The 25,454-nt window shown below is 71.3% G+C and carries 19 protein-coding genes and 1 rRNA gene; 9 read left to right on the top strand and 11 right to left on the bottom strand.

Annotated elements, in window-relative coordinates; translation table 11 throughout:
• The 4 genes from VGJ14_16915 to VGJ14_16900 all read right to left on the bottom strand — a co-directional run.
• Nucleotides 1-357: ribosomal RNA gene (locus tag VGJ14_16915) — 16S ribosomal RNA — on the bottom strand; the annotation flags it as partial.
• Between the two features lie 498 nt (nucleotides 358-855).
• On the bottom strand, nucleotides 856-1,881 hold the full coding sequence (locus tag VGJ14_16910) for a CNNM domain-containing protein (GenBank protein HEY2834112.1): 1,026 nt from the start codon (nucleotides 1,879-1,881) through the stop codon (nucleotides 856-858).
• The gene (locus VGJ14_16905; protein HEY2834111.1) at nucleotides 1,878-3,215 is read right to left on the bottom strand and encodes a hemolysin family protein; all 1,338 of its coding nucleotides are present in this window, start codon (nucleotides 3,213-3,215) and stop codon (nucleotides 1,878-1,880) included. Before VGJ14_16905 ends, VGJ14_16910 begins: the two co-directional genes overlap by 4 nt.
• A gap of 28 nt (nucleotides 3,216-3,243) precedes the next feature.
• The gene (locus VGJ14_16900; GenBank protein HEY2834110.1) at nucleotides 3,244-3,708 is read right to left on the bottom strand and encodes a peroxiredoxin; all 465 of its coding nucleotides are present in this window, start codon (nucleotides 3,706-3,708) and stop codon (nucleotides 3,244-3,246) included.
• Between the two features lie 93 nt (nucleotides 3,709-3,801).
• Here VGJ14_16900 and VGJ14_16895 point away from each other — a divergent pair, with 93 nt between their 5' ends.
• Both VGJ14_16895 and VGJ14_16890 read left to right on the top strand, forming a co-directional pair.
• The gene (locus VGJ14_16895; protein HEY2834109.1) at nucleotides 3,802-4,452 is read left to right on the top strand and encodes a glycerophosphodiester phosphodiesterase; all 651 of its coding nucleotides are present in this window, start codon (nucleotides 3,802-3,804) and stop codon (nucleotides 4,450-4,452) included.
• A gap of 184 nt (nucleotides 4,453-4,636) precedes the next feature.
• Nucleotides 4,637-5,377, top strand: coding sequence for an MBL fold metallo-hydrolase (locus VGJ14_16890; protein HEY2834108.1), 741 nt, complete (start codon nucleotides 4,637-4,639; stop codon nucleotides 5,375-5,377).
• Nucleotides 5,378-5,387: 10 nt separating this feature from the next.
• On the opposite strand, the gene VGJ14_16885 is transcribed toward VGJ14_16890, so the two are convergent.
• Together VGJ14_16885 and VGJ14_16880 are read right to left on the bottom strand one after the other, a co-directional pair.
• Complete coding sequence (locus tag VGJ14_16885; GenBank protein HEY2834107.1) at nucleotides 5,388-7,313, bottom strand: S8 family peptidase; 1,926 nt, start codon at nucleotides 7,311-7,313, stop codon at nucleotides 5,388-5,390.
• A 171-nt stretch (nucleotides 7,314-7,484) separates the two neighbouring features.
• Nucleotides 7,485-8,546 carry an alanine racemase gene (locus VGJ14_16880; protein HEY2834106.1) on the bottom strand — a complete coding sequence of 354 codons (1,062 nt, stop codon included), beginning with the start codon at nucleotides 8,544-8,546 and terminating at the stop codon, nucleotides 7,485-7,487.
• A 152-nt stretch (nucleotides 8,547-8,698) separates the two neighbouring features.
• On the opposite strand from VGJ14_16880, the gene recC reads away from it, so the two are divergent.
• From recC to recD, 3 genes are read left to right on the top strand one after another with little or no spacing between them, the layout of a single operon-like run.
• The gene (gene recC, locus VGJ14_16875; GenBank protein ID HEY2834105.1) at nucleotides 8,699-11,941 is read left to right on the top strand and encodes an exodeoxyribonuclease V subunit gamma; all 3,243 of its coding nucleotides are present in this window, start codon (nucleotides 8,699-8,701) and stop codon (nucleotides 11,939-11,941) included.
• Nucleotides 11,942-11,961: 20 nt separating this feature from the next.
• Entirely contained in the window at nucleotides 11,962-15,291 is a 3,330-nt protein-coding gene (locus VGJ14_16870) for a UvrD-helicase domain-containing protein (protein HEY2834104.1), read from the top strand.
• Nucleotides 15,288-17,096 carry an exodeoxyribonuclease V subunit alpha gene (recD, locus tag VGJ14_16865; protein ID HEY2834103.1) on the top strand — a complete coding sequence of 603 codons (1,809 nt, stop codon included), beginning with the start codon at nucleotides 15,288-15,290 and terminating at the stop codon, nucleotides 17,094-17,096. The genes VGJ14_16870 and recD overlap by 4 nt, the downstream gene beginning before the upstream one ends.
• Nucleotides 17,097-17,116: 20 nt before the next feature.
• On the opposite strand, the gene VGJ14_16860 is transcribed toward recD, so the two are convergent.
• The 3 genes from VGJ14_16860 to VGJ14_16850 all read right to left on the bottom strand — a co-directional run bounded on the left by VGJ14_16860 (nucleotide 17,117) and on the right by VGJ14_16850 (nucleotide 19,088).
• On the bottom strand, nucleotides 17,117-18,001 hold the full coding sequence (locus VGJ14_16860) for a methyltransferase domain-containing protein (protein ID HEY2834102.1): 885 nt from the start codon (nucleotides 17,999-18,001) through the stop codon (nucleotides 17,117-17,119).
• Nucleotide 18,002: 1 nt separating this feature from the next.
• On the bottom strand, nucleotides 18,003-18,203 hold the full coding sequence (locus VGJ14_16855) for a hypothetical protein (GenBank protein ID HEY2834101.1): 201 nt from the start codon (nucleotides 18,201-18,203) through the stop codon (nucleotides 18,003-18,005).
• 105 nt (nucleotides 18,204-18,308) lie between these two features.
• Nucleotides 18,309-19,088: an LLM class F420-dependent oxidoreductase gene (locus tag VGJ14_16850; GenBank protein ID HEY2834100.1), complete on the bottom strand. Its 780-nt coding sequence runs from the start codon at nucleotides 19,086-19,088 to the stop codon at nucleotides 18,309-18,311.
• A gap of 93 nt (nucleotides 19,089-19,181) precedes the next feature.
• Between VGJ14_16850 and VGJ14_16845 the strand changes: the two genes are divergently transcribed.
• Nucleotides 19,182-19,649, top strand: a complete 468-nt coding sequence (locus tag VGJ14_16845; GenBank protein HEY2834099.1) for an SRPBCC family protein — start codon at nucleotides 19,182-19,184, stop codon at nucleotides 19,647-19,649.
• Between the two features lie 7 nt (nucleotides 19,650-19,656).
• Here the strand turns inward: VGJ14_16845 and VGJ14_16840 are convergent, their stop codons facing one another.
• Both VGJ14_16840 and VGJ14_16835 read right to left on the bottom strand, forming a co-directional pair.
• Complete coding sequence (locus tag VGJ14_16840) at nucleotides 19,657-20,397, bottom strand: polysaccharide deacetylase family protein (GenBank protein ID HEY2834098.1); 741 nt, start codon at nucleotides 20,395-20,397, stop codon at nucleotides 19,657-19,659.
• Nucleotides 20,397-20,942, bottom strand: coding sequence for a GNAT family N-acetyltransferase (locus VGJ14_16835; GenBank protein HEY2834097.1), 546 nt, complete (start codon nucleotides 20,940-20,942; stop codon nucleotides 20,397-20,399). The genes VGJ14_16840 and VGJ14_16835 overlap by 1 nt, the downstream gene beginning before the upstream one ends.
• Nucleotides 20,943-21,042: 100 nt before the next feature.
• Here VGJ14_16835 and VGJ14_16830 point away from each other — a divergent pair, with 100 nt between their 5' ends.
• The 3 genes from VGJ14_16830 to VGJ14_16820 are packed head-to-tail and all read left to right on the top strand — an operon-like array spanning nucleotide 21,043 to nucleotide 25,446.
• Entirely contained in the window at nucleotides 21,043-23,151 is a 2,109-nt protein-coding gene (locus VGJ14_16830) for a hypothetical protein (GenBank protein ID HEY2834096.1), read from the top strand.
• 52 nt (nucleotides 23,152-23,203) lie between these two features.
• A complete protein-coding gene (locus VGJ14_16825; GenBank protein HEY2834095.1) occupies nucleotides 23,204-24,253 on the top strand; it encodes an alcohol dehydrogenase catalytic domain-containing protein in 1,050 nt (349 codons plus the stop codon).
• Nucleotides 24,250-25,446: an FAD-dependent oxidoreductase gene (locus VGJ14_16820; GenBank protein ID HEY2834094.1), complete on the top strand. Its 1,197-nt coding sequence runs from the start codon at nucleotides 24,250-24,252 to the stop codon at nucleotides 25,444-25,446. Before VGJ14_16825 ends, VGJ14_16820 begins: the two co-directional genes overlap by 4 nt.
• Nucleotides 25,447-25,454 lie beyond the last annotated feature (8 nt).

Below are 25,454 nucleotides of genomic sequence, written 5' to 3'. Positions count from 1 at the left end.
TATTCCCCACTGCTGCCTCCCGTAGGAGTCTGGGCCGTGTCTCAGTCCCAGTGTGGCCGGTCGCCCTCTCAGGCCGGCTACCCGTCGTCGCCTTGGTAGGCCGTTACCCCACCAACAAGCTGATAGGCCGCGGGCCCATCCCTAGCCAGAATCCTTTACACCCCAAGCGATGCCGCTCGGAGTCATATCCGGTATTAGCCCCGGTTTCCCGGGGTTATCCCAGTGCTAGGGGCAGGTTGCCCACGTGTTACTCACCCGTTCGCCACTGATCCCCACCGAAGTGGTTCACCGTTCGACTTGCATGTGTTAAGCACGCCGCCAGCGTTCGTCCTGAGCCAGGATCAAACTCTCCGTTGATGTCTTTGTCGTGCACCCCACTGCGGCGAAGCAGCGGAGCAGACACCGGAGTGTCCTGGCAGTCGGTTCGGGCCACTGACGAACCCGTTCCGACGACCAAAGGAATCCGTTTCGTGGGTGCACTAAAGGCACCCACCCACGGGGTTATTTGGCATTGACTTTCGGCACGCTGTTGAGTTCTCAAGGTACGGATGCACACCGATTTCGGGTCTCTCAACCGTTTTCGGGGCAACTCTCCTAGCTTACGCATTTGCCTCTACCCCGTCAAATCGGGGTTTCCGCGGACCTGCTCCCCACAGCAGTTCAACCGCTCAGCCGATGTGGCCTCGCGGTTGAAGACTTTTCCGGGGGCCGCCAAAGGACCGGCCACAGTGTGTCCGGTGCTCCCGTTCAGGCGACGGCGCAACATTACGAGCGCGTCCGAGGAGAGTCAAATTGCTTCCGCGTGGCGTGCCGGGCCGCGCGTGTCGTGTCCAATGATGACCGTATTTATACAGGTCAGGGGGCTACGGGCGGGGTCGGCCGACCCGCTCGAACGAGCGCCACGACCACGTCGTCGAGGGTGAGCACACCGGTCGGTCGGGCCCGGTTGCCGATCACCGCCATGGGGGCTCGCGCCTCGCGCAGCATGGTCAGCGCCTCCGGCAATGGGGTTTCCGCCGCGATCACCGGCAGTGGGCGTAGCTGCGGGGTCCCGCGACCGTCCCCATTGACCCCGTGCAACAGGTCTTTCGCGTGTACATAGCCCACCACTCGGCCCGCCGGGTCCAGTACCGGGAAGCGCATGTGTCGGGTCCGCACGGCGAGCTCTTCCACCCGGGCGGAACCGGCCCCGACCGGCAGGGTGTGCAGCTTCGCCATCGGGATCGCGACGTCCGCGGCCCGCGCGGTGGTGAAGTCCAGCGCTCGGGCCATCAAGCGGTACTCCTCGTCATCCAGCAGGCCCTCCCGGTGCGACTCGGCGGCCATGGCGGCCACCTCCGGCAGCCCGAAGGCGTGCTCCACCGCGTCGGTCGGTGAAATCCGCAGCACCCGCAGCACAGCATTGGCGCTGCCCCGGATCGCGAAGAGCACCGGGCCCAGGGCCCGGGAGAACCGGCTCAGCGGCGGGCCGAGGGCCACCACCGTGCGCTCCGGCAGCGCGAGCGTGAAGTTCTTCGGCACCATCTCGCCGAGCAGCACATGGGCGAACACCACGATCAGCAGCGCCAGCACGAACGCGATCGGCTCAACCGAGCCGCTGGGCAGGCCGACGCCACGTACCGGCCCGTCGAGCAGGTCGGACAGCGCAGGTTCGGCGAGCGCACCCAAACCCACCGAGCACACCGTGATGCCCAGTTGCGCACCGGCCATCTGCTCGGCCAGGTGTTCCATCGCGTGCAGGGCCCGGCGCGCCCGCCGCGATCCGGCCGCGGCCCACGGCTCGATCTGCGAGCGTCGGGCCGACACGAGCGCGAAGGAAGCAGCGACGAAAAAGGCATTGGCGGCCAACAGCAGCACCGACACCAGCAGCGCCCCGCTCATACCTCCTCCCCCTCCTCGGGCTCTGTGGGCGGCGGGGCGAACAACTCGACCTGGTCGACCCGGCGGCCGTCCATGCTCAGCACCCGCAGTCGTACGCCGTCGATCTGCACCTCATCGCCCGCGGCGGGCACCTTGCCCAGGGTGGCCATCACCAGGCCGGCCAAGGTTTCGTAGACCGCGCCGCCGTCCGGGATCTCGACCCCGGTGTGCTCGGCGACCTCGTCGGGGCGCAGCAGCCCGGACAGGGTCCAGGTGCCCTCGGCGTTCAGATCGGGCATCCCGTACGGCGAGGGATCGTGCTCGTGCTCATCGAGCACATCACCGACGAGTTCCTCGAGCAGGTCCTCCAACGACACGACCCCGTCCAGACCGCCGAACTCGTCGAGCACGATCGCCAACTGCCGGGACTCCCCCAGCAGCCCGGCCAACAGGTCGTCCGCCGGCAGCACGGAGGGCACCAGGTGCGGCGCGGAGGCAATCTCCCCGACCCGGGTCTGTGCGCGGCGCTCGACGGGCACCGCGTAGGCGTCCAGCAGGCTGACCACCCCGCGCACGTCATCGACGGTCTCCCCGACCACCGGGAACCGACTGCGACCGGTCTGCCGGGCGGTGTCCAACAGCTCGGAAACGGTGTCCGCGGCGCTGACCGTGGCCACCCGGAAGCGCGGGGTCATCACATCCGAGGCGTGCTTGTCGTCGAAGGTGAGCACCTTGCGCAACAGGTCCGCGGTGGTGTCGGGCAGCGTGCCCTGCTCGGCGGAGTGCTGCAGCAGGAACACCAGCTCCTCGGGATTGCGAGCCTGCGCCAACTCCTCCCTGGGTTCCACACCGAACGAGCGGACCACGCGGTTGGCGGCCGCGTTCAAGCCGTGCGAGAGCGGGGTGGTGACCACGGTGAACACGCGCAGCGGCCGCTGCACGAAGCGGGCCACCGCGGTCGGGTGGGCCAGCGCCAGATACTGCGGGACCAACTCGCCGATCACCATGGTCACCACGGTGGCCGCGGCCAGCGCAGTGGCGGCGGACAGCGTGTCCGCCGCACCGCGGGACAGGCCCCAGTCCAGAAACGGCGGGCGCAGCAGGTCGGAGACCGCGGGCTCGGCCAGGAACCCGATGGCCAGGTTCGTCAGCGTGATGCCGACCTGCGCCCCGGACAGTTGCGTGGTCAGCGACTGCAGCGCGGTGAGCACCCCGCGGGCGCCCTGATCACCGTCGCGCGCGGCCTTCTCCACCGCCGGCCGGTTGACGGAGAGCAGCGCAAACTCCGCGGACACGAAGACCCCGCAGGCCAGCACCAGGGCGAATGCGGCCAGCAGTTGGGCGGCGTCAGCCATCGTCGGTCGCGGCTCCCGGGGCCCGAAGTCAGCCGGCGCCGAGCGTGGCCAACGCCTTGTCGGCGTGGTCGGCGAACTTCAGTTCCGAGCTGATCACGTCCAGGATCGTCTGGTCCGCGCCGATTACATAGGTGACCCGCTTGGTGGGCGCCAACCGTCCGAGCATCCCGGCACGTTTGACCCCGTACTGCGCCGCGACCGCACCGGAGGCATCGGACAACAATGGGTAGTCGAAACCGTGTTTGTCGTGAAACTGCTTCTGCTTGGTCACGTCGTCGGTGCTGATGCCGATCCGTTGCGCACCGATCTTCGCGAACTCCGCGGCGAGGTCGCGGAAGTGGCAGGCCTCCTTGGTGCACCCCGGGGTCATCGCCGCCGGGAACCAGAACAGCACCACCGGACCGCTGGCCAGCAGGTCGGTCAACCGACGCGGCGTGCCGGCCTGGTCGGGCAGCTCGAAGTCCGGGGCTCGCTCGCCCTTCTGCAACGACATGGGTGCCTGACCTTCTCCTGATCGGTGGCTGGCTGGGTCCAGTCTGTCCTACCTGGCGTCGGAATAGCCGCAGCGGCTTGGCAGGCTGGGCGCGTGGTGACGGCGATCGCGCACCGCGCGCCGGCCTCGGCCGCCGGGTGCGCGGAGTTGGTGGCGCTCGGGGTGTCGGTGTTCGAGATCGATGTGCAGGCCATCGACGGGGTGCTGGTCAGCTCGCACTTCCTGCCGCTCGGCGGGCTGGGTCGGTTACGCCGGGATCGCTGGTCGCTGACCGTGCGGCGGCGAGCCGCGCGGGAGATCGCGTTGGCCGGCGCGGTGGCGATGGTGCCGGAACCGGCGCGGATCCTGCTGGACCTGAAGACCGACACCGGCGAGGCGGCGGCGGAACTCGTGGAGTATCTCGTCGCGGACGGGTTGGACCCGGCACGCTGCCTGGTCAGCACCAAGGGCTGGCACACGCTGGAGGCATTGCGCGGGCACGGCTATCCCACCTGGCGCACGGTGGCCGACCCGACCGCGCTGGCCACCGTGCTGTCCGGAGCACCGGTGCCGGACGCCGCGGTGACCGTGCAACACCGGTTGCTGACCGCGGAGGTGGTGGCGCGGCTGCACGCGGCCGGGACACCGGTGATGACCTGGACGGTGAACGATTCGGCGCGGGCCACGGCGCTGATCGACCTCGGGGTGGACGGCGTCACCTCGGATTCCGTCGAGGTGTTACGTCGGGTGGCCGCGAGCCGTTAAGAACACCAGCCCACCGGCGTTACCGGTGGGCTGGCTGGGTCCGTCGTGGTGCGATGGTCGCCTCGCGGCGCTTCGCACGAACGCGGCCCCAGCCGAACTGGGTTCCCGCGACGGCTTTTTCAAATGAGACCCGGGGACACATGGCGCACCCGTACGGACCCGCAACCCATGGTAGGGAGAAATGATGGACGGCGCACCGGACACCACGATCGACGAGATCGCCCAGGACATATTTCGCATCGCCACGTTCGTCCGGGACATCGGTCCGACCGGGTTCACCTTCCACCAGTTCCTGATCCGGGCCGAGCAGCCGCTGCTCTTCCACTGCGGGCACCGGGCGATGTTCCCGCTGGTCAGCGCCGCGGTGTCCACCGTGCTGCCGGTCGAATCGCTGCGCTGGATCACCTTCGACCATCTGGAGGCCGACGAGAGCGGCGGGATGAACGCGTTCCTGGCTGCTGCCCCACAGGCCGAGGTGGCGCACGGCGCGATGGGCTGCATGGTCTCGCTCAACGACCTCGCCGACCGCCCGCCCCGACCACTGGCCGACGGCGAGGTGATCGACCTCGGCGGCAAGCGAGTGCGACACCTGGACACCCCGCACGTGCCGCACGGCTGGGACGCGCGGTTGCTGTACGAGGAAGTCACCGGCACGTTGTTCTGCAGCGACCTGTTCGCCCATCTGGGCCGCGGGCCCGCGGTGACCGAATCCGACGTGGTCGAGCCGGCCGATGCGGCCGAGACCATGTTCCGGGGCACCTCGTTGACCCCGGACACCGCGCCGACCATCCGGCGGCTGGCCGAGCTGAACCCGACCACGTTGGCGATCATGCACGGCTCGTCGTTTTCCGGGGACTGCGCCGGCGCCCTGCACGGGTTGGCGGACCGGTATGCCGTCCGGCACGCCGCCGCGTGCGGCGCCTGATACCTCGCCGTCAGCCGGCGGTGGCCCAGCCGTCCACCCCGACCAGGTAGCCGGTGGACGCGGCGTTCTTGCGGTGCAGAACCTTGATCATCACGGTGTGGGCGCCGGACGCCAGCCCGGTGCCCAGGTAGGCGACGCGCTGCGCGCCGGGGGTGACCGAGTAGAGGTCGACCACGGCCTGTTGCACACCATCGATAATCACCGCGGCCTGGCCGCGGGCGCTGGACTCGTCGGCGATCCAGGCGAACTGGGTGCCGGTGAAGGTGAACGTGGCGGTGGCACCGTCGTCGCTGCTCATCGCCAGGGTGCCGTCCTGCGCGTCGGGCACGTTGACGCTGAACCACCGAGCGCTCGGCGCGTAGGCGGTGCGGGTGTTCTGGTCGGACAGCGTGAACTGCGCCGTGGGGCCGGTGGCCCACGGTCCCGCGTGACCCGCGGGATCCAGGGCGCGGGCGCGCAGCAGCACGGTGCGGGTGTTCATGGTGGTGACCACGGATCGGGCCAACGGCTGTGGCAACGGGATGTCGGACCAGGTCTTGCCGGCGTCATCGCTGCGTTGCAGTTCGTAGCTCTTGATCGCCTCGGCCGGATCGGTGCCGGCCCCGAGCAGGATTTGCACCGGCGCGGACACGTCCGACTTTGTCGTGGCCGGGCCCAGCACCATCAGCGGCGGGTTGATCGTCGGGCCGTGCCCGCTCAGCAGCGCGGGCAGCAGCGAGAACAACATTTTGTTCGGCGAGCCGTCGCCGAGGTCGGAGAGCACGTTGGGGCTGCTGGACCCGACGATCGCGGCGTGCACCTGTGCCGGGGTGGCATTCGGATTGGCCTGCAGGTACTGGGCGACCACACCGGCCACGTGCGGGGAGGCCATCGAGGTGCCGGACAGCGTGGAGATGTCGCTGTCGCCGGTGCCGTAGTCGGACACGATGTCCTCACCCGGCGCCCACAGGTCCACACACTGGCCGTAGTTGGAGAACTCCGCGCGGGCGTCGGTGCGCCCGACGGCGCCCACCGTGATCACCGCGGGTACCCGGCCCGGTGAGTACGCGCAGGCCTCGTCGTCGTCGTTGCCCGCGGCCACCACGTAGTTGACCCCGTGCGCGATCGAGTTCGCGACCGCGGCGTCCAGGGTGTCGGAGGTGACCCCACCGAGGCTCATGTTGGCCACCGACGGACCGTCGTGATGAGCCGTCACCCAGTCCACACCCTTGACCACGCCGGAGATGGTCCCGGTGCCGTCGCAGTCCAGCACGCGCACCGGCACCAGATCGATCTGCTTGGCCACGCCGTAGGTGGTGCCGCCGACGGTGCCGGAGACGTGCGTGCCGTGTCCGTTGCAGTCCTCGGTGCCATGGCCGTCATCGACGATGTTGTACCCCGGTAGTACGCGACCCGCGAGGTCCTGGTGGGTGGACCGGATGCCGGTGTCGATGATGTAAGCGGTGACGCCCTTACCGGTTTCCGACCAGCTGTAGTCGTTGTCCAGGGGCAGCGTGTGCTGATCGATGCGGTCCAGCCCCCAGCTGGGCGGGTTGGGTTCGCTGGACGCGATGGCGATCGTTGCGTCCGGCTCGATGCCGGCCACCGACGGATCGGTGCGCAGTCGGCGCAGCGCCTCCGGCGTGAGCTCGGCCGCGAAGCCCTTCACCGCGCGGGAGTAGCGGTAGTAGGCCTCGCCACCCGCCGCCTCGGCGTGCCGCAGCGCGCTGCCCACCTCGTCGTTGCTGGTCCGGGGGTCGAACGTGATCAGGTACCGGTTGTGCAGCACCTCCGAGCGGAACGGGTGCGCATCCGCGCGCTGCGCGGCCTGTACCTGCACCCAGCGCGGGCCGGGCACCGCCCGGGTCGCGGCCGCGGCCGGGCCGAACGCGGCGACGCCGAGCGCGGCAAATGCCGCAAGGGCGACCAGACGCACCCGCACGCGCTCAATGGCCACGTTGCATCCCGCTCCCCCCGGTGTCGCGACATCCCCTCAACTGCCCTGAACCGTGCGCGCAGGCTATGCGCGCAAATGTGGGCACCGTCGTGGAATGACGAATTGTGGAAAGCGGTCCGGGATTGCCCCGTTCGGACCCGGCAAGGGCGCGGCGCCCGAGTTTTCGTCCCGTCAGGTATTTGCCCCGCGTGCGGCGACCGGCCAGGCCTCGATCACGCGGCCCGCACGCGTGATCAGCAGCTCATCGGCCAGGTTCACCGCGTTGCAGACGTGGTTCGGGACCACCGCAACCGGGCTGCCGAGCTCCGGAAGTTCACCCGGCCAGCGCAATGTCGCGTGGTGTTCGGACAATCCAATGACCGCGGCCTCGGGGTGGGCCGGCAGGTAACCGAATCCGGACGCCCACGCCGGTCGGTCCGCGCCCAACACTTTGCTGCCCGCGTCCAGCACCACCTTCTCCGGGCCGCGGTGCACGACGGTGCCGACCGCGACCAACGCGAGGTGGTCCGGACCGATCGCGCCGAGTTCGAGCTGCTGGGTGTCACCGAATACATAGACACCGGGGCGGGCCTCGGTGACCGTCCCACCCGAGGTGTGGCCGATGCTCGGGGTGGAGCCGCCGCTGCGGATCACCGCGTCCAGGCCCACGGCGTGCAGCGCCGCGGCTGCGGCCGCCAACGCCTGCGCTTCGTCATGCGCGGCGGGCGCGCCCGCGCCGGGCGCGTAGGAATGGCCGGGGAAGGTGAACACCCCGCGCACCACCAGCCCAGCCCGGGCCGCAGCGGCCGCTACCTCACCGGCCCGGTCGGGCGTGACCCCGGTGCGGTGATGACCGCTGTCGATCTCCACCAGGACGTCCAGGCCGGCGCCGGCCTGCCGGGCCAGGGCCGCGGCGCCCTCCGCGGAGTCCACGCCCACCGACAACCTGACCCGCTCGCGCAGCCCGCGCAGCCGGGCGCCGCGCTCGGCGTCCACCCAGAGCGGATAGGCAATGAAAAGGTCCGGGCAGATCGTCGCGAACACCTCGGCCTCGGCGACCGTGGCCACGGTCAGTCCAGCGGCGCCGGCGGCCAGTTGTCGCTGCCCGACCTGCAGACACTTGTGGGTCTTGGCGTGCGGGCGCAGCGCGAAGCCGGCCTCGGCCGCCCGAGCGGCCATGCCCGCCACGTTGGCCTCCAGCCGGTCCAGGTCGACCAGCAGCGCCGGGGTGCGCAGTCCGTCGGGCAGCAGCATCCGCGCATCGTTCCACCCCGCCAACACCACACCTCTCATGGCGTGTGGGGCTATCCACGGCGCGTGATAGCCCCACACGCCAAGGGCGGACGGGGGGTGGGTGGTGGATGCGACGTAGGAGTTGTCGGTGGCTGCTGAGAAGGTGAGCGGCGATGTTGCACGTGCACCGGTCCGCGGATGCGGACGTTCTGGTCGAGGGCCTGGCCGCGTTGCTCGGCACTCCGGTCGGCGATGTGTTCGCCGCGGAGATCGTCGCGGTGCCCGCCAAGGGTGTGGAGCGCTGGCTCGCCCAGCGGCTGTCGCACGTGCTCGGTGCGGGCGACGGCGGGGCGGGGGTGTGCGCGAACGTGCTGTTCCCCGCGCCCGGTCCGCTGCTGGACGCGGCATTGGCCGCGGCCCTGCCGGATGCCGCCGATGACGGGGATCCGTGGGACGCCGAGCGGTTGGTGTGGCCGCTGCTCGCGGTGCTGGACGGCGCCGACGAACGACTCGCCCGCCGGCTCGCCGAGGGCGACCGCCGGTTCCCCGCCGCGGCGCGGTTGGCCGCGACGTTCGTGCGCTACGGCCGCGAGCGGCCGGGGATGCTGGCCGGCTGGGCGGCCGGGCTGGACGACACCGAGACCGACCCATTGCCGCCGGATCTGCGCTGGCAGCCGCGGATCTGGCGGATGCTGCGGGAGCGGATCGGTGGGCCGGCGCCGGCCGAGCAACTGCCCGCGGCGTTGGCCCGGTTGCACGCACACCCGGAGCTGGCGGCGTTGCCGGAGCGGTTCTCCGTCTATGGCGCGAACCGGTTGTCGACCTCCCGGCTGCAGGTGCTGGCCGCGTTGGCCGGGCACCGCGAGGTGCACCTGTGGCTGAACCACGCCTCCCCGGCGTTGTGGGCCGCGGTGGCCGAGGGCCGGGAGGGCCACCACCCGTTGCTGATCTCGTTGTCCCGCGATGTCCAGGCGTTGCAGCGACGATTGTTGGCGCTCGCGCCGGACCTGGTCGATCACGTGCTTCCGGCGCCGCCCCGGCCGGACACCCTGCTCGGCCGGTTACAGGTGGCGCTGGCCCTGGACGCGGTGCCCGCCACTGCCCTGCCGTTGGATCGCGACGACACCAGCGTCGCCTTCCACGCCTGCCACGGCCGCACCCGGCAGGTCGAGGTGCTGCGCGAGGTGGTGTTGGAACGGCTGGCGGCCGATGCGAGTCTGCAGCCACGGGACATCGTGGTGATGTGCCCGGACGTGGAGGAGTTCGCGCCGTTGATCGCCGCGGCGTTCGGCGGCGGGGTCGACGCCGAGGAGCACGCGGCGCTCGCGCACCCGGCCGCCGCACTCGCGGTGCGGCTGGCCGACCGGTCCGCGCACAGCGCAAATCCGTTGTTCGCGGTGGCCGCGACGTTGCTACGGCTGGCCGCCGGTCGGGTCACCGTGCCGGACATGTTGGACCTGGCCTCCTCCCCCGCGGTGCGCCGCCGCTTCGGTTTCGATGATGACGACGTCGCGCGGCTGCGCGGCTGGGTCGCCGATGCGTGCATCTGTTGGGGGCTCGACGGCCCACACCGCGCGCGGTACAAGCTGTCCAACACCGCGCAGGGCACCTGGCGGGACGGGCTGGACCGGTTGTTGCTCGGCGCCGCCATGGAGGACGGCAGCGGGTGGCTGGCCGACGCGGTCCCGGTGGACGACGTGGACTCCGCGGACCTGGACCGCCTCGGCCGGTTCGCCGAATTCATTGACCGGGTGCATGCCGCGGTGCTCGCGTTCACGTCTGCGCAGCCGGTGGCCGAATGGACCCGGTCACTCGCCGACGCGGTACTCGCGGTGGCCGCGCCGCTGGAGTCCTGGCAGGGCGCGGCGCTCACCACCGAGGTGGCCGAGATCGCCGAAGCGGCGGGCGATTCCGACATCGAGCTGAGCCTGAAGGACATGACCGCGTTGTGGGCCGCCCGCGCCTCCGGCCGGCCCACTCGATCCGGGTTCCGCACCGGCACCTTGACTGTCTGCACGTTGGTGCCGATGCGCTCGGTACCGCACCGGGTGGTGGTGCTGCTCGGACTGGACGACGCGGCGTTCCCCCGGGCGGGGGTGGTGGACGGCGACGACCTGCTGGCCCGCGCCCCGCGCGATGGGGAACGCGACCCGCGGGCGGAGGACCGCCAACTGTTGCTGGACGCGGTGTGTGCGGCCGGCGAGCACCTGATCGTGCTGTACACCGGGGCCGACGAACGCACCGGCTTGGCGGTGCCGCCCGCCGTTCCGCTGGGTGAACTGGCGGATGCACTGGGCACCGTGGCCCGGCTGCCCGATGGCGGCCGGGTACGCGATGCCGTGACGGTGCGTCACCCGCTGCAGCCGTTCGACCCACGCAACTTTGGGGTGGGCGCCGGCGGCACGATCCGACGTACCGTCAGCTTTGACCCCGCCGCGTTGGCCGGCGCCCGGGCGATGCTCTCCGAACGCCGCCCCCGGCCCCGGCTGGTCGCCGAGCCGTTGCCGGCTTTGCCCGCGGGCGACGTGGAGCTGAACGACCTGCGCCGCATGCTGCTCAGCCCGGCGCGCGGATTCCTGGAGCAACGCCTCGGCGTGCGGTTGTCCACCGAGGACCCCGAACCACCCGCGACGCTGCCGGTGGAGCTCAGCGGGCTGGCCGAGTGGGAGATCGGCGATCGGTTTTTGGCCGCCCGGTTGCGGGACGTACCACCGGGTCACTGCATCGCGATCGAGCAACGCCGGGGCGCGTTGCCGCCGGCCGCATTGGGCGAGCGGGAGGCGAAACGCATCGGCAGCACGGCGGAGACCGTCGCGGTGCTGGCCCGGCCCTACCTGGCGGTCTCCGCGGAGAACCTGGACGTCGACGTGGACCTGCGCGTGGTCGGCGTCGCACGCACGCTACGCGGCACGGTCGGTGGCGTGCGCGGGGACACGGTGCTGCGGGTCTCGTACTCGAAGGTGGCGGCCAAGCATCTGCTCGGCGCGTGGATGGACCTGCTGGCATTGACCGTGTCGCGACCCGGCCGGGCCTGGCAGGCCGTGGTGGCCGGTCGGGACCGTAAGGACGCCGCACGCAAGGTGTTCGGACCGGTGTCCGCCGAGGTGGCCACCGCGGCGTTGGCCGAGTTGATCGCGCTCGCCGACGAGGGCCGCCGCGCTCCGCTGCCGTTGCCGGTGAACACCGCGCACGCCTACGCCCTCGCCGTGCACCGCGGCATGAACCCGGACAACGCGTTGGCCGCGGCGGAACGGGAATGGCGTACCCGCTGGGGCGGGGAGGTCGTCGAGGACGCGCACCGACTGGTCTGGGGTCGGGACGCGACCTTGGCCGACCTCGGCATCGCGCGGTTGGCGACGATGGCTGCCACCGTGTGGGCGCCGGTGTTCGCCGCGGAACGGCGCGGGTCGCCATGACCACACACTCACCTTCCCCGGTGCCGTTCGACGTGCTCGGTGCCTTGCCCACCGGCACCACGCTGTTGGAGGCCTCCGCGGGCACCGGTAAGACCTGGACGATCGCCGCACTGCTGACCCGGTTCGTCGCGGAAGGTGCGGCCGACCTGCGCGACGTCCTGCTCATCACCTTCGGCCGCGCCGCCACCCGCGAGCTGCGCGAGCGGGTCCGCGAACGGTTGAGCGAAGCACGCGACGTGCTGGCGCTGGGACCCGGCCCGCACCCCGATCCGTTGTTGGCCCACCTGGCCGCGGGCAGCCCGCCGGAGGTGGCCGCCCGGCAGGTCCGGTTGGCCCGGGCGTGCGTGGACTTCGACGCGGCCACCATCGCCACCACGCACGGCTTCTGCCAGTTGGTGATCCGCTCGCTGGGCACCGCGGCGGACGCGGATCCCTCGACGGAGTTGCTCGAGGATCTCGGCGATCTGGTCCAGGAGGTCGCTCTCGACCTGTACCTACGGCGCTGGGCACCGACCGGGGATCCATTGTTCGGTGCCAAGGACGCCCTGGCCATCGCCCGCGAGGCCGCGACGGACACCCATGCCCGACTGCTGCCCGACGGCGACGAGCCGGACGAGCGGGCCGGCACCCGGTCCCGGTTCGCCACCGCGGTACGCACCGAAGTCGCCCGCCGATTGCGCGAGCGTCGGGCGATGAGCTTCGACGACCTATTGGCCCACCTGGCCGCGGTGCTCGCGCACTCCGAGGACGGCCCGACCGTGGCCGCGCGGCTGCGTGGCCGCTACCGATTCGTGCTGGTCGACGAGTTTCAGGACACCGACCCGGTGCAATGGGAGATCCTGCACCGCGCCTTCCACGGCCACGCCACATTGGTGTTGATCGGCGACCCGAAGCAGGCCATCTATGCCTTCCGCGGCGGGGACGTGCACAGCTACCTCGCCGCCGCCACGGTCGCGGACACCCGTGCCACGCTGCACTTCAACTGGCGCAGCGACGCCGCGCTGCTGCGCGGCCTGGACACGCTGTTCGACGGCGCCGCGTTGGGCGAGGACGAGATCGTGGTCGGCCCGGTGGCCGCCGGGCGACCGGCACCGTTGCTGCGCACCCCCGATGCCCGCCCACCCGTGCAGGTGCGCATCGTGCCCACCGCCGGGCTGCCCACCAAGAGCAACGGTGCGCCGCTGGTGGACGGCGTGCGCCCGTTGGTGATCCGCGATCTGGTGGCCGCCATCGTCGAGGTGCTCGGCGAGGGCAGCACCATCGCTGATGACCCGTCAGGTCCATGGCGGCCGGTGCGGCCGGGCGACATCGCGGTGCTGGTGCGCAGCAATCTGCAGGCCGAGCAGGCGCGCGACGCGTTGGTCGCGGTCGGAGTGCCCAGCGTGCTGCGGGCCACCAGCAACGTGTTCGCCACCGCGGCCGCGCGGGACTGGCTGGTGTTGCTGGAGGCAGTGGAACAACCGCATCGGGTCGGTCGGGTGCGCCGGTTGGCGGTCTCCGCGTTCATCGGTTGGGACGCGGCCGCGTTGGACGCCGGTGGCGAAGCGGCGCACGACGTCCTGGCGCACCAGCTGCGCGGGTGGAGCGCAGTGCTGGCCGAGCGTGGGGTGGCCGCGTTGCTCACCGCGGTGGACGCCGCCCACGCCACGATGGCCGGTTTGCTCGGCCAGGTCGGGGGGGAACGGCACGCCACCGATCTGCGTCACGTCGGGGAGATCCTGCACGCGGCCGCGCTGCGCGACGGGCTGGGCCTGCCCGCTCTGCTGACCTGGCTACGCCGCCGCATCGAGGAGGCGGCGACACCGCAGGGCAACCCGGAACGCAGCCGCCGGTTGGACTCCGACGCGGCCGCGGTGCAGGTGGTCACGGTGCATGCCAGCAAGGGCTTGGAGTTCCCGCTGGTGTACGTGCCGTTCGGCTGGGACCGCAACGTGAGCGAACCGGCGGTGGCGCTGTTCCACGACAAGCAGGGTCGCCGCTGCCGCGACGTCGGCGGGCCGAGCGGAGCGGGCTGGGTCGAGGCGGTGCGGGCGCACCAGCGGGAGGACGCCGGGGAGGACCTGCGACTGCTCTACGTCGCGACGACCAGGGCGCGGTCCGCGTTGACCGTGTGGTGGGCCCGATCCACGATCACCGCGGAGTCCGCGGTGCACCGCTTGTTGTGCCGCCCGCGCGGCCCCGGCAGTCCACCGGCCCGGGTGCCGGTGCCCGACGAGTCCGGCGCCCGCACGCTGATCGGCGAACGCGCGGCGGCGTCCGCCGGCAGCCTGGCGGTGGTCACCGCGGTGCTCTCCGCGACGCCACGGTGGACCCCGGCCGCGGCGCCGGTGGGCGAGCCGGTGGCGGCCCGCTTCGACCGCACCCTGGACACCGCGTGGCGGCGTAGCTCGTACAGCTCGTTGACCGCGGTCGCGCACGAGGCCGGGCCGGCGTTGTTCGCCGGGCTCGCCGAGGCCGAATCCCCCGGCACCGTCGACGAACCCACCGACGCCGATGACACCGCCGTCCCACCGGTCGAGCCCGTCGCGGTGGTGCCGGCGCCGGCGTTCGCCCTGCTGCCCGCCGGTGCCGCGTTCGGCACGGTGGTGCACACCGTGCTGGAGACCGTCGATCTGGCCGCGGCCGACCCGGTGGCCGCGCTGGTGACCGCGGCGACCGTCGCGCTGGCCCGCACCCCGATCGCGGAGTTGACCGGGAACGAGCTCGGGACCGCGCTGCTGCCCGCGCTGCACACCCCGTTGGGCGTGAGCGCGAGCGGGCGGGCACTGCGTGCCTTCGCCGCCGATCGGCTTTCTGAGCTGGAGTTCGAGTTGCCGTTGGCCGGCGGCGACCGGCCCGGACGGTTGATCCGGTTGGCCGAGCTGGCTCCGGTGCTGGAGACGCACCTGGCCGCCGCGGACCCGGTGCGCGCCTGGCTACCGCGGCTCAGCTCGCCCGATCTCGCCGACCAGCCGCTGCGCGGATATCTGACCGGCAGTATCGATGTGGTGCTGCGGGTTTCGGACCCCGAGGCGCCGGGCTACCTGGTGGTGGACTACAAGACCAACCGGCTGCATCCCGCCGAGGAGGAGCCGAACCTCTGGCACTACCGCACCGAGGCCATGCAGACGGCCATGTTCGCCGCGGACTACCCGCTGCAGGCGCTGCTCTACCAGGTCGCGCTGCACCGCTATCTGACGTGGCGTCAGCCTGGTTACGACCCGGCTCGGCACCTACGCGGTGCGCTGTACCTGTTCCTACGCGGCATGTCCGGCGCGGACGCGGGCCCGGACGTCCCCGGCGTGTATGCCTGGCGGCCCGCCCCGGCAGCCGTGGTGGCCACCTCGGAGTTCCTGGCGGGTGAAAGATGATCGGCACCCTGCCCGAACACCACCCGGACACCGCACGCCGGGCCGATGGCCTGCTCGCGCAGTTCAACGCCGCGGGCGTGCTGACCGCCGCGGATGTGCACGTGGCGAGCACGCTGGGCCGGCTGGGCGGGGAGACCGACCAGGTCGTGCTGCTGGCCGCGGCGCTGGTCGTTCGCAGTACCCGACAGGGTTCGGTGGTGGTGGATCTGGCCACCGCCGCGGAGACCACCAGCCCGGACAGCGAGGAGACCGGCGTCCTGCTCGAGCCGATCCCGCTGCCCTGGCCGGACCCGGCGGACTGGGTGACGCGGTGCGCGGCCAGCCCACTGGTCGCCGGCGAGGAGGACCCGCCCGGTCGGCCGCTGCGCCTGGTCGGCACCTCGATGTGGTTGGACCGCTACTTCGGCCAGGAGCGCGAGGTGGCCGACGGGTTGTTGAGCCGCGCCGCCGCGGCAGCTCCGGACCTCGACGAGGCACGGTTGGCCGCCGGGCTGGCCCGGCTGTTCGGCGCGGAGGCGGACGCCGACCAACGCGCGGCCGCCGAACAGGCGGTGCGCAGCCGGCTGGCGGTGATCGTCGGTGGGCCCGGCACCGGCAAGACCACCACGGTGGCCCGGCTGCTCGCGCTGCTGCACGACCAACCGGGGCCCACCCCCCGCATTGCGTTGGCCGCCCCCACCGGCAAGGCCGCGGCCCGGTTGACCGAGGCGGTGCGCGGCGCGGTCGCCGGGTTCGGCGAGGACGACCGCAGCCGGGTCGGCGAGCCCGCGGCCACCACCGTGCACCGGCTGCTCGGGTTCCGGCCCGGTAGCCGCAGCCGGTTCTCCCACGACCGGGACAACCGCCTGCCGCACGACGTGGTGATCGTCGATGAGACCTCGATGGTGTCCCTGACGCTGATGGCCCGACTGATCGAGGCGGTGCGGCCCACCGCACGACTGGTGCTGGTCGGCGACGCCGATCAACTGGCGTCGGTGGAGGCCGGCGCCGTGCTCGGCGACCTCACCGCCGACCCGGAATCCTCCGCCCTCGGCGGACATGTAGTGCGGTTGCGCCGCACCCGACGGTTTCACGAACACGGGGAGATCGCCGCGCTGGCCGCGGCGGTGCGCCGGGGTGATGCACAGGCCACGCTGGACGCACTGCGGGACGGCGCGGGCACGGTGGCGTTCGTGGAGGTCGCCGATGACGCCGACCTGCCCGAGGCCGTACTGGCCGACCTGCGCGCGGACGTGCTGACCACCGGCGCGGCCATGTTCGACGCCGCCACCGCGGGCGACGGCGCGGCGGCGTTGGCGGCGGCCGACGCGCACCGCGTGTTGTGCGCGCACCGGTTGGGACCACGCGGGGTGCGGCACTGGACGGCACGGGTCAGCGGCTGGTTGACCGAGGCGGGGCGGGTGGCCGCGCACCGGGTGGGAGAGCCGTTGCTGATCACCGAGAACGACGCCGATCTCGGGCTGTTCAACGGCGACACCGGCGTGGTGGTGGCCACCGAGGACGGGCCGCGGGTGGCTTTCCGTCGCGGCAACGCGGTGCGCCTGGTGCCGCTGGGCCGGCTGCCGGCCCACCGTCCCGTGCATGCGATGACCGTGCACCGCGCTCAGGGCAGCGAGTTCGCCTCGGTCAGCGTGCTGCTGCCCGCGGCGAGTTCTCCGCTGGCCACCCGACAGACGCTCTACACCGCGATCACCCGGGCCACCGATTCGGTGCGCTTGATCGGGTCCGCGGACGCGGTTGCCCGCGCGGTCCAGCACCCGGCCGCCCGGGCCAGTGGGTTGGGCGCCCGGTTGCGCCTGCACTGAGGCGGCGTCAGACCCTCGGCTCAGCTGGGCCGGCGGGCGGCCAGGTGGACCACGGCGGCCCGACGCACGAAGTCGCGTTCGATGAGCGCGCGGGCCAACCGCGCACGCAGTCGGCCGGCCGCGTCCGGGGCAAGCGCAGCGGCAAGCAGTTCGCCGTAGCTGCTCGCCAACGGGTTCGGCGCGGTGGCCAGAAAGGAATCGACGTCCGTGGCGGGCGGCGTGCCCGCGCCGACCTCGGCGTGGTAATCCATCCGCACATCGACCAGCCCGGCCTGCTGCACGAGCCGGAACAGGTCACGTTCGTCGAAGTTCAGCATGGTGGCGTGCTCCGGCGCATTGGCCGCGGCGGCCCGACTCACCGCAGCCGCCTCGGCCAGCGCACCGTCCACCGCGAAGCCCCACAGCCGGTTCGGGTCGGCGGGCTGCCCGAAGCTGTTGATCGGCTCGAACAGCGCCACTCGACCGCCGGGTCGCAGCACCCGGTGCACCGCGGCCAGCGCGGCGGCCTTGTCCGCGACGTAGATGAGCACCGAGCGGATGGTCACCACGTCGAAGGACGCGTCCGGCAGCTCCGCCAGGTCCGGCAAGGCGCTCTGCACGAACGAGCAGCGCTTGTCCAGACCGGCTGCCGCGGCGGCGTCCGCGGCATGACGCAACAAAAACGCGGACACATCAGTGAACGTCACATGTCCGTCGGGGCCGACCAGCTCGGCCGCGCGCAACCCGATCAGCCCGTCGCCGCAGCCGACGTCGAGCACGCGATCGCCGGGGGCGACCGCCGCATCGTTGAGCACCTTGTCCCGAATACGCGCGAGCGCGCGTGCGGTGACCTCCCGGGTGGCCGGGTCATCACCGTCGCGTCGGTGGAGCAGCCACTCCGCCCAGGGGTCCGGGGGAACGCTCACCTCAGGCCGGGGCGACTCCGGAGGCACACGCGCTGCCCTGGCCTAGGTCGAGACCGAGCACGTCGACGCCTAGGCACAACGGGAGCGACGGGCCACCGGGGGCCGCAGGTGGCCCCGCCGGAGCGGTCGCGGCCATCGCCGAGCCGGCCGCCAGCACCGCGAGCATCATTGCGGCCATCAAAGTCCCGAACGCTCGACGCATCGACCTCTCCCCGGGTATCAGATGTGACGTTCGCTTCAAAGTAACGGACCAAACGGACATCCGCGGGTCAAACGGCCGAACGTGTCGCGGGCGATTTTGCCGCGGTCAGCCGTTGTGGGCGTCCCGGAAGTGGATCCACTCCTTGAGCCTGCTCAGGTCGTAGTCCGGGCCGCCGGCGGCCACGGTGAACAGGGTGACCCCGGCGGCCAGCAGGTCATCGGCGACCTCGGTCGGGTCCTTCTCCCCCACCCCGACCGAGCGCTCGATGTCCGCCGGATCGCGACCGACCTCGGCGCACCAGCCGTCGAGGACCTTGCACTTGTGCGCGATCTCGTCGGGTGAGCCGAAGCCGTGCCAGATGTCGGCATGCTTGGCGACCAGACGCAACGTTTTGCGTTCTCCACCGCCACCGATGAGGATCGGGATGCGTCGGGTTGGCGCGGGGTTGAGTTTGTTGAGCCGGGATTGGATACGGGGCAGCGATTCGGCGAGCACATCCAGTCGCGACCCGACCGTGCCGAACTCGTATCCGTACTCGTCGTAGTCCCGCTGGAACCAACCCGAGCCGATGCCCAGCACCAGCCGGCCGTCGGAGATGTGGTCGACGGTGCGCGCCATGTCCGCGAGCAGTTCGGGATTGCGGTAGCTGTTGCAGGTGACCAGGCAGCCGATCTCGATGCGGGAGGTGGCCTCGGCCCAGGCGCCGAGCATCGTCCAGCCCTCGAAGTGCAGCCCGTCGGGCTCGCCGTACAACGGATAGAAGTGGTCCCAGTTGTAGACGACGTCGGTGCCGAGGTCCTCCACCCGGGCCACCGCGTCGCGGATCTGCCGATAGCTGGCGTGCTGCGGTTGCAGTTGGATGCCGATGCGGACTTCTCGCGTCACCAGTGCTCCTTCAACCGTGCTGGAGGGCTGTTTTCCGGTCCAAGTCGACAGACTTCCCGGATCTTCCGAAGCGATGCTTCATAGGGTGGCAGCATGATGCCCCTGGCGGAATCGGTGACGGTGAGCATGCGTGCACCGGCGCGCGAAGTGTGGGCGTTGGTCAGCGACGTCACCCGGATCGGTGAGTTCTCCCCGGAGACACTGGCGGGTCGTTGGATCGGCGGGGCCACCGGCCCTGCGGTCGGGGCGAAGTTCCAGGGTCACGTCAAGCGCAACGGCCGCGGCCCCATGTATTGGACCAGCTGCCGGGTGGTGGAGTGCGAGCCGGAACGGGTGTTTGCGTTCGTGGTCGAGGCCCCGGGCACCTCCGGGGTGAACACCTGGCGCTACGCGCTGCGCGCGAACGAGGCCGCAACCGAGGTCACCGAGTCGTTCGCGTTGTCCGACTCGCTGATCATCCGGGCGTACTGGACGCTGTTCGGGGCCAGGCGCACGAAGACCAACGTGCGGGGCATGCGCCAGACGTTGGAGCGTATTCGGGCCGTGGTGGAAGCGATTTGACGCCGCCTCAGTGCAGCGTGACGAACCGGTAGTGGTGCGCGCGGTACCAGTCGATGATCGTCGGTAGCGCAGCGACAGTGTTGCCGCGGTAGGACGACACCTGCGAGTCCGGCTCGTGGCTTGCCTTGCCCGCGTGCAGAATCACGATGGGGTGGGCCAGGCCGCCGGGCCGGGCGGCGGTGGCGATGCGGTCGGTCGCCGCGGCCGAGCGGTAACCGGGTTGCCTCCAGTCCTGCGGGTCGACGCTCCAGTCGATGACGCTCATCCGGAACTCGCGCGCGACCGGCGCCAGGGTGCGCGACGAGAACCCGCCGGGCGGGCGGAACAGACACACCGGGGCGTCGGTGATCTCGTGCAGCTCTTTGGCCGTGCGGCCGATTTGGTCACGCAGGTATGCCTCGGTCCACGGGGTGGTGCGCGGATAGCGGTGGTCCCAGGTGTGGTCGCCGACGACGTGTCCGGCGGCGAGCTCGGCGCGCACGTAATGCGGGTACTGCGCGGCGTGCTTGCCGGTGTCGAAGAACGTGGCGTGCACCTTCTTCCGGGCGAGCACCGCGAGGATCTTCGGCGTCCAGTCACTGGGCCCGTCGTCGAAGGTGAGCGCCACCGTGTGCCCGGAGCCGGGCGCCGCGCGCACCGTGTGCGTGGCCGGCTTCGGGCAGCCAACCGAGGAGGCCGGGACACCGGACGGCGCCAGGCTCGGCGCGGCCAGCACGGCGGTCGCCACCGCGACCGCCGGCAACCTCATTACTGCACGCTAGCGGCCAGCTGCTTGCGCAGCACGCTGAACTCGAGGTCGTCGCGGCGCGGCAGTCCGTACCGCTCATCGCCGTACGGGAAAGGGCGAAGTTCGCCGGTGCCGCGGTAGCCGCGGCGGGCGTACCAGGCGATCAGGTCGGCCCGCACGCTGATCACCGTCATCTCCATCGTCGTGCCGCCGCGGACACGACCGTGCGCCTCGGCGGCGTCCAGCAGCGCCGAGCCGATGCCGCGGCCCTGGGCGCCGGGGCGCACCGCGAACAGGCCGAAGTAGAACAACCCGTCCCCGCGGTCGGTGACCGTTGCACAGCCCGCCGGCCCGTGCTCGTCCGCGGTCAGCAGGACCGTGGTCGCCGGGTCGGTCAGTTCCGCCAGCAACAGGTCGGCATCCAGGCGCGGGCCATCCAACAGGTCGGCCTCGGTGGTCCAGCCGACCCGGGAGGACTCGCCCCGGTAGGCGGAGTGCACCAGCGCCAACAACGCCGGCACATCGCGGAGGTCGGCGGCACGGACGGGGAACGGTTGGGGCGACACGCCGCAATCCTGACCGTCGCCGGCGGATGGGCCGCGCAGGGGTCGGCACACCAGTACCGTGACGTGAACGATCTTGAAAATTTCCTAGGGTGGGGGCTGCGTGTCGACCGGGTCTGCGTTCGGGAAGGCCCGCCGGTTGCGCGCCGCTGCCGGTTGCGCGGTGGTCGCGCTGGCCCTGGCCGGCTGCGGCGGCAGCGACTCCGGCGCCCCGGACAAGCAGCAGGGCCTGTCGGCGAAGGGTGTCGCCGCGTCGCTGCACCTGCCCACGGACTGCTCCACCGTGGTCGGCGGCGCCGACCCTGAGCTGGTGACCGCCGGACTGTCCACCCAGTTGTTCGACAGCGCCCCGGTGGTGGTGCTCGCCGCGGCCGCGGATGGCGCCGCGTTGCGCGCGGCTGCGGACAAGGCCCGGACCATCGGCGCCCCGGTGTTGTTGGACACCAACGCCGTGCCGGCCGACTCGGCGTCGCCGACGTCGACGCCGGGCAGGTCGCAGACCGCCTCGCCGACGCCCACCCCGAGCACGACCGCGTCCGCGGTGCCGACCGCGAACAGCTCCGCGCCGTGTGTGTCGCCGACGACGCAGCCGACCGACGAGCAGACCGCGGGACCCACCCCCACGCCCGGCGCCAGCGCGCAGGAGAACACCGACCTGACATCGGGGCTGAGCCCGTCCGACGTCACGCCGGGTGCCACCGCGGAGCCATCGGACGGTGCCACCGAGACGGAGCCCACCGAGAGCCCGGAGCCCAGCGACATGCCGTCGGTGGCGGTGGCCGCACCGACCGACGGTTCCGCCGACGACTGCGTGCCGACCTCGATCCCGCTCACTGCGCCGGAGCCGACGCAGAGCCCGACCCCGGGTTCGGCCCCGTCGTCATCCCCGTCGCCGTCGACCACGCCGAGCGACGTGGCGTCGACCAGCCCGACCGATACCGCAACGCCGAGTGAAACCGCGTCGGCCACCCCCAGTGCCACTGCATCGGCGCGGTCGTTGTCCGACAGCGCATGGGCGCAGGAGATCCGTCGGCTGCACCCGCAGGCCGTGCTGGCCACCGACCCTGCGGTGGCCGCGGACCTGGCCGCCGCGGTGCCCGAGGTTCAGGTGGTGGACAACGCCGAGGCACTGCCGCAGGCCCAGCCCGGCAAGGCCCTGGACGGATTGACCGTGTTCGTGCAGCAGGCCACCGACGTCGCGCCGAGCGTGGACCGGGCGGTGAACATCGCGACCACCGCGACCGCGTTGGCCGCCGGTGCCCGCGTGGTCACGGTGCCGGTGGCCGACCCGCGGGCCGGGTTCTGCGCAGTGCAGACGCTGTCCTCCAAGCCGCCCACGCAGATCCTCGGCGTGGGCGGGGCATTCGGCTCGGCATCGCTGATGGCCACCCGGTTGGCCACCGCGGAGACCGGTCTGCAGATCCCCGGCGGCGGCGCGCTGTTCTTCCCGGGTCGCCGCTTGGTCGCGCTGTACGGGCATCCGGGCGCCCCGGAGTTGGGTGTGCTGGGTGCGCAGGGTCTGGAGGCCAGCATCGCCCGGGCCAAGCGGGTCGCCGATCAGTACACCCACCTGTCCGACGTGCCCGTGGTGCCGACCTTCGAGATCATCGCGACCACCGCCCAGGGCGTGCCCGGCACGGACGGCGACTACTCCGGTGAGTCCACGGTGGAGCAGTTACGCCCGTGGGTGGAGCAGGCCGGCGCCGCCGGCATGTACGTGGTGCTGGACCTGCAGCCGGGTCGGGCCAATGCGTTGAGCCAGGCGAAGATCTACACCGACCTGCTCAAGCTGCCCTACGTGGGTCTGGCGGTGGACCCGGAGTGGAAACTGCAGCCCGGTCAGCACCCGCTGGGGCAGATCGGCTCCATCTACTCCTGGGAGTTGAACTCGGTGAGCGCTTGGCTCTCGGATCTGACGGCCCGTTATGACCTGCCGCAGAAGCTGTTCGTGGTGCACCAGTTCCGCAAGTCGATGGTCCTCGACGAGTCCGACCTGAACACCTCGCACGACAACCTCGCGGTGCTCGTGCACATGGACGGTCAGGGCTTCCCGTACGACAAGGACGCCACCTGGAAGGTGGTGAAGAGCGTGATCCCGCCGGGTGTGAAGTGGCTGGGGTGGAAGGACTTCTACACCAAGGACCATCCGATGATCTCGCCCGAGGCCACCATGTCCAAGAAGCCGACGCCGGTGATGATCAGCTACCAGTAAGCCGGCAAACTCACCTCCGTTCCCATCTGAACGGAGGCGTACCGTGGCGACGATGCAGGCCGTGGTGCTGAAGAAGGCTTATGAGATCGCCGTCCAAGAAGTCGCCAGGCCCTCGGAGCTGGGCTCCGGCGAGGTGTTGCTGAAGGTCGAGCAGACCGCGATCTGCGGCACCGACCTGGGCCCCTACACCGGCAAGCTGGAACTCGAGGACGACGTGCGCCTGGGGCACGAGTTCTTCGGCACCATCACCGACGTCGGCGCCGGGGTGAACCTGTTCGAGGCGGGCGACCGCGTCGTGGTGTCCTGCGTGGTCAACTGCGGGCACTGCTACTTCTGCCGCAAGCAACTGCCGGGCAAGTGCGCGGGGGTGATGATCTTCGGACTGGGCCTGACCTTCGGCGACCTCGACGGAGGGCAGGCCGAGTACGTGGTGGTGCCCAACGCGGATATCTGCTGCCGGCGCATCCCGCAGGGCGGGGCGGGCACCGACGAGGACTACCTGCTCGTCGGCGACATCATGACCACCGGCTACGAGGCGGTGCGCACGTCCTTCGAACCCGGCGACACCGTCGCCATCGTTGGGGCCGGTCCGGTTGGCCTCGCCGCGGCGATGTCCGCGGTGGCGCTGGGCGCCCGTCAGGTCGTGGTGATCGACAAGGTCGCCGAGCGACTCAAGGAGGCCGAGACCTACGGCGCAATCACCGTCAACCCCGACGAGACCGACCCGGTCGACGCGGTGCTCGACCTCACCGACTGGCGCGGCGCGGACATTGTGGTGGACGCCGCCGGTCACCCGTCGGCATTGCAGACCGCGTTCCGACTACCGCGGCCGGGTGGGTCGCTGAGTGTGCCCGCGGTTTACGTCGACGAGTCGCTGGACCTGCCGTGGGGCGAGATCTGGCTCAAGGGCATCCGGCTGAACGGCAGCGGCGCGATGAACATCCCGCGCTACATGGACGAGACGCTGGCCCTGATCGCGGCCGGCAAGCTCAACCCAGCACGGATGATCTCCCACCGGATGCCGATGTCGCAGGCCGCGGAGGCGTACCGGATGTTCTACGAACGACAGGCGACCAAAATCATCTTGGACCCGACCCGATGAGGCTGGTCATTGTCGGCGCCTCGCTGGCCGGGTTACGGGCGGCGGAGGCAGCGCGCAAGGCCGACGCGGACGTCGAGATCACGCTGATCGGGGCCGAACCGCACCTGCCCTACGACCGGCCGCCGTTGTCCAAGGCGTACCTGAATCCCGAGGAGGACGTGGAGGGTGTTCCGGATCCGGGCCACTTCCGGGACGAGGCGTTTTTCGCCGAGTCGCGCATTGAGCTGCGGTTGGGCAAGCCCGCCACGGACCTGACGCCGACTCAGGTATTGCTGGGTGGCGACGCGGTCAACTACGACCGGCTCATCGTGGCCACCGGCTGCACGCCCCGCACCCTGCCCGGCGCCGACGATCTGTCCGGGGTACACACGCTGCGCACGCTGGACGACGCCGTGGCCATCCGCGCCGCGTTGGACGCCGGTCGACGCACCGTGGTGATCGGGGCCGGGTTCATCGGCTCGGAGATCGCGGCCGGGGCGCACAAGCGCGGCGTCCCGGTGACCGTGTTGGAGGCACTGCCGGTGCCACTGGTGCGCTCGGTGGGTGAGGCCACCGGGCGGGCCGCGACGGCCCTGCATCTCAAGCACGGTTTGGATCTGCGCTGCGGGGTGGCCATCGATGGGCTGGTCTCCGATGGTGGGCGGGTCACCGGGGTGCGCCTGGCCGACGGTGAGGTGCTGCCCGCGGAGTTGGTCGTGGTGGGTATCGGGGTGCGCCCGGCCACCGAGTGGCTGGCGTCCTCCGGCATGGCGCTCTACGAGGACGGCGCAATCGTCTGCGACGAGACGCTGGCCACCAGCCTGGCAGGCGTGTGGGCGGCCGGGGATGTGGCGCGCTTCCCCAGCGCCCTGTTCGACGGGGTGTTGATGCGCCTGGAGCACTGGACGAACGCCGCCGAGCAAGGTCAGTTGGCCGCGCGTAACGCGCTGAACCCGGCCGAGGCGAAGGCGTCCGCCGCGGTGCCCTACTTCTGGTCGGACTGGTACGACTCGCGCATCCAGTTCGTCGGGATCCCCGCGGCGGAGGAGATCCTGGTGGTCGCGGAGGAGCCGTTCCTCGCGTTGTATCGACGCGGCGAGCGGATCACCGGGGCGCTGACCATCGACCGGCCGTCGGAGATCATGAAGTACCGACGGATGATCGGCAAACACGGCAGCTGGGCCGACGCGCTCGCCTTTGCCGGCGTGAGCTGACCGCGACG

This window comes from Sporichthyaceae bacterium (assembly GCA_036493475.1).
Lineage (GTDB): Bacteria > Actinomycetota > Actinomycetes > Sporichthyales > Sporichthyaceae > DASQPJ01.
Note: the sequence above shows the minus strand (reverse complement) of the source record. Positions and strands in the feature narration are given on the sequence as shown.